This window comes from Candidatus Electrothrix sp. (genome assembly GCF_052785085.1).
The window spans coordinates 1-4,446 of record NZ_JALAAI010000194.1 but is presented as its reverse complement, the minus strand read 5'-3'; the positions used below and the strand labels follow the sequence as shown (position 1 = coordinate 4,446).

Sequence of the window (4,446 nt, the reverse complement as noted above, 5' to 3'; positions counted from 1 at the left end):
ATACCAACCATTTCTGTGCTGCCGATAAATCCGAGGACAATCATGACGAAAACAAGCCAGGTTTTTTCACGGGAAAATACGTTACGAAAGCCTGTTAATGAATCATACAAGTAGTTGAGCATACAATTACCTCCTCTGATTTTTTGAAGAAGTTATCTTGTAGCTTATACTGTATGCTTTTTTACAAATTTGTCAAGTTGTCAGAGAACTTACGACTGTAGAGATCAGCATGGGATATTTATGATCCGGTTGCAGTTCCGGCCAGTCCGCATAAGGGGAAATATAATCCGGCAAGGCATTGATTCCCAGCTCTTTCGCGACCGGATTGATGAAGTTATATTTACCCGTCACTGTGTTTCCTGAAGAACCATAACCTGCCGGAGGGTTGAACGATTTCCATTCACGGTACTTATAGAATTGCTGCTCATCCGTGACAAAATACCCCTTCTCATACAATTCATTCAGACTGATATCCTGTCCTCGGAGCTGATTGCGCATGTATTCTTCTTCGGATTGCCAGGAAAAATATTCGCCAAACCCGAGGCGTTCTGCCAAGCCGGTAAAAATAGCCACCACAGACCGGGAATCATACAGCGGCACAACGGTCTTTTGCCCCAGGGAAATGAAGGATTCATACATCCAGTCAGAGATCACCCGGCTTTGCTCAAGATACGTACAGTCTGGCAGGATCACATCGCAGAGTTCTGTGGTATTGCTCATAAAGCAATCAATGGCGCAGGAGAACTCCAACTGACTGACAGCGTGATGGGTTGAGGATTCGGAGCCATCGGACATAACCGGATTACCAAAATAACAGAGCATGGCCTTGAGCCGTCCGGCTTGGACATCCTCTGCAAAATAGGCAGGAATCCATCCCTGCCAGAGTTTGCTGCTGTTCAGCTTGAATTTTTCCGCATTATTGGGTGGCTTGGTTTGATCGTCTCCCCAGGGAGATGAGAGCTTGCGCTTGCCGATCAGGCTTGGGCCGCCGGGCGCGTCAAAACTCCCTACAAGGGCGTTCAATGTCTGAATGGCCTGAGTGGCGTGAACCGCATTGGGCACCTGAGCCACACCGGTCCAGGACAGCGCGGCAGCCGCCGGAGCAGCAGCGGCAAATTCCCGGGCCAGCCGCTCAATAGTTGCAGCCGGTACCCCGCAGATGGCCTCAGCCCAAAAGGGAGTGCGGAGAATGCCGTCTTCCTCACCCATCAGCCGTCGTTGAAAGGCTGCAAAACCGTAACACCACTCCTTAACAAATCCCTTATCGTATAAATTCTCGGTCACCAAAACATAGGCCATTGCCAGGGCCATTGCCCCGTCGGTTCCGGGAATAATAGAAATCCACTCGGTTGATGCCTCAGCAGTCTCGCTTTGCCGGGGATCAACCGTGACCAGTTTGGCACCTTGCTTTCTAGCTTGCTTGAACAGATTGAGTTTACGCTGTCCAACCGAGGTTACCAGCTCATTAATACCGAAGAGCAGAATGAATTCGGAATGGGCATAGTCGATCCATGGGCGTTTATCATTGGAACAATGCTCATTGGCCATTCGGTTGGGATTATCGCACATCTGGCGATGGGTGGTCTTGTTCGGGGTTCCATAAGCCGCCATCACCGCATCATGGCACCAGCTATTAAAATCATTGCCCTGATGAAAGCCCACGGTCTTGGGATCAAAGCTCTTCAGGCGAGCGGCAGTGAGATCCAGAGCCTCGTCCCAGGATGCCTTTCTGAAACGACCGTTTTCCCGGATCAGCGGCGTTTTGAGACGATAGGCTGAATAGGTGTTTTTATGGGCATTGGCCCCTTTGATGCAGAGCCGTCCGCCTCCTTTGGGGTCGCCTTGCAGTCCGCCGAGACCGGTGATCACCTGATCCTTGAGCTTGACCTCCTGGCCGCAGAGTCCGGCACAGATATAGCAATGGGTTTTGATATTTTTGTTTGCTTGCGGGGAAACCGCCCCTTGGCACAGCGTCTTTGTTTGAGCATCAAGGTCAAGCAGGACAAGGGGGTGCGCAAATTTATCCAGATCATTCGCCGGATTAACTCTATCCGTCTCTGTTCGTGCCGCTTTCAACACCGCCCGAGTCAGATCAGCTAATCCCTGGTAAAATTGAGTCTGTGCGGCAGAATTCAGCATGTCGCAGAAGGCATCTACCCAACCCAGATGCTGGAGCAGAAAAGTATGTTGCTCCTCTTCTCTTCCCTGTTGCTCCGTCAGATAGGCCATGAACTCCAGCTCAACGGCAATATGATCATCCAGATCCGGGTAGGCGGGATTTTTATGTACTCCGTTATCGCGATAGACCTGACGTACCTGGAAAACCGGCTTCTGCATAACCAGGGGTTCTCCAGTGATATGGCAGGAGGCATACGGGTAAACAGGATTTTTTCCAGCGTTGAGAAAGAGTTCTGCATATTCATAACGAAGCTGATCATAAAGCTCCTGGGGAGAGGTTTCTTGTACGACTGTTATCAGCCGGAAGAGGGCGGAGCAAAGGGAGGAGGGGGAAGTACATGCTGGTTTGTTGAGGTTATCAAGAAAAGATGTTCCTCGCATTTTCTCAATAAAGGCCAGGGGGATTTCGTCCTGATAGAGGAAGGAGAGAAAACGATATACTTTTGCTGTTGCGTTGCGCATGCTCCTGTCCTTATTTGTTGCTGATTGTTCTGTCCGACTCTGTTCAGTGCATTTTGCATGATAAAACTCCGAAGTATATGTGTCAACAGCGACGGAGAAGTAAGCGAGATAAGGAAATCGACAGGGCAAAAAGAAAAGCCCTGAATCCGGCCAGACTCAGGGCTGATGTATCTCTCAGAGGTTAATCGGGTCTGACTCGCCTTATGATTGTTGGGGTTCGTTTCTCTCACCCCAACCTACGGGACTGACATAGTATCCAACCGGCATGGGGAACCTCCTGATAAGAAATGGTTATTCTTTATGAAAAAAGATGAATACATACATTGATATATGCAAATTTTTTGCGAATCAAAAACCTGCCCTTCTATATACTAAAAAGTCTCCCTTTTGATATATATATCCTTCCTTTCTGATATATAGAAGGGAGGTTTCTTGATATGTAGAAGCCAGGGTTTTTGACAGGCAAACCCTACGCCTTTTGAACGACAAACCCTATGCCTTTTGGAAGGCAAAACCTACGCCTTTTGAAAGCTCGTAGGTTGCGGGTGAACGGAACGAACCCCGACATGTCCACTGAAGCTGAAAACCTACGATCCCTGTTTAATCATCTTCATATAGTCATCATGGCTTCCGATCCATACCCAGATAAAATCCTCACCGTCTTCATATGCCAACGCACGATACGCCATGCCGATTCTTGCCGACCAGAATTTACCGACCTTCTTGAAGTGCAGCGACGGCTGCTTCGGATTATTCCGCAGCAGCCCGAAATTGCTTTCAGCCAAACTCTGCACAGGCAGCGGAAGTCTTTCAAAGCACTTCCTGAAACGTGATGTCGTCCTGTGCATCAAAGTTCACCCAGCATCCCCTTTTTCTTCTCAAGCATTGCTTCTTCAGCAAGAAAATCCAGGCTGCCATTCTCTGAATCCCGCATAATTTTTCTATCCCATTCACTCCAGTCTCTCTCTGAAAACCATTTCCTCAGCTTTTTGTATTCTTTTTCCGGGAGCAGAACTATACTCTTCTTTATTTCTTCCGCTGTCAGCATAATTGTCATCCTTCGTCAGTAGTAAACATGGACAGTACAACAAGTGAGGGTTCCGCTTGGGAGCCTGCTCTGTCTATCGACAATCTCACATATGACACTGCATCGCAACCTGATGATTAGCCCGCAGGTTGCGGGCGAACGGAGTGAATCCCGACATGTCCGACTCGCTTCATGATTGTCGGGGGTTGTGCCAATCTCCAGGACTCTCTCTGTCAACATCAGTCTTCCTGCGCCTCTTCCGGGGTGATCGTCACAAGGGACACAATGCCGAGAGCCTGCTCCCGGGTAAGGGCCTGATCAAGGTAATCCCAGAGTATATTCTGGCGTTCAATCTGAGATTTTCCTGCAAAGCTGGAAGAGATGATAAATCCGCCGACTTTTCCGTCAGCCGCCTCTTCCAATTCAAATTCCGGGGCCGCAATCCCGCTTGCCGGATTGCTGATTGTTTTTGTCAGATGTTCTTTAAGCGGCATCGTCGTTCTCCTAATGTTCTGAGCTGATACGCTGATTCCACAACAATACGGGAATTCTCTTTCAGGAAATCGCCCTTGATTCCGCGATTATGCCCGAGCCTGCGAAATTCGGTGCGAATGCGATCATCAGCGGCAAATCGGTAGTTGTTCTTCCATCGGGGTGCGATTAAAAGTGCGGTTTTCACCTTTCCGCAGTTGTTTATGCAGCCTTGCAGATACTGTCCCAATACCTGTCCCAGTATCCGTCTGCACGATCAACTCTCAGGGAAAGCATGATCCGGGCAT

Annotated in this window: 5 protein-coding genes; all 5 read right to left on the bottom strand. The window is 49.0% G+C overall.

Annotation, left to right across the window (positions count from 1 at the left end):
- Nucleotides 1–192 precede the first annotated feature (192 nt).
- Nucleotides 193–2,640 (bottom strand): molybdopterin-dependent oxidoreductase, encoded by a 2,448-nt coding sequence (locus L2082_RS18565; RefSeq protein ID WP_446011174.1) that lies wholly within the window; start codon nucleotides 2,638–2,640, stop codon nucleotides 193–195.
- 587 nt (nucleotides 2,641–3,227) lie between these two features.
- Complete coding sequence (locus L2082_RS18560) at nucleotides 3,228–3,488, bottom strand: type II toxin-antitoxin system RelE family toxin (RefSeq protein ID WP_446012134.1); 261 nt, start codon at nucleotides 3,486–3,488, stop codon at nucleotides 3,228–3,230.
- On the bottom strand, nucleotides 3,488–3,688 hold the full coding sequence (locus tag L2082_RS18555) for a hypothetical protein (protein WP_446012133.1): 201 nt from the start codon (nucleotides 3,686–3,688) through the stop codon (nucleotides 3,488–3,490). The genes L2082_RS18560 and L2082_RS18555 overlap by 1 nt, the downstream gene beginning before the upstream one ends.
- A 218-nt stretch (nucleotides 3,689–3,906) precedes the next feature.
- Nucleotides 3,907–4,161: a hypothetical protein gene (locus L2082_RS18550; protein ID WP_446012132.1), complete on the bottom strand. Its 255-nt coding sequence runs from the start codon at nucleotides 4,159–4,161 to the stop codon at nucleotides 3,907–3,909.
- Nucleotides 4,140–4,346, bottom strand: coding sequence for a hypothetical protein (locus L2082_RS18545; protein WP_446012131.1), 207 nt, complete (start codon nucleotides 4,344–4,346; stop codon nucleotides 4,140–4,142). Before L2082_RS18545 ends, L2082_RS18550 begins: the two co-directional genes overlap by 22 nt.
- Nucleotides 4,347–4,446: the final 100 nt, after the last annotated feature.

Coding starts and splice junctions, on each gene's coding strand:
- L2082_RS18555 (WP_446012133.1), bottom strand. CDS start 3,688: ATGCTGACAGCGGAAGAAATAAAGAAGAGTATAGTTCTGCTCCCGGAA.
- L2082_RS18560 (WP_446012134.1), bottom strand. CDS start 3,488: ATGCACAGGACGACATCACGTTTCAGGAAGTGCTTTGAAAGACTTCCG.
- L2082_RS18565 (WP_446011174.1), bottom strand. CDS start 2,640: ATGCGCAACGCAACAGCAAAAGTATATCGTTTTCTCTCCTTCCTCTAT.
- L2082_RS18550 (WP_446012132.1), bottom strand. CDS start 4,161: ATGCCGCTTAAAGAACATCTGACAAAAACAATCAGCAATCCGGCAAGC.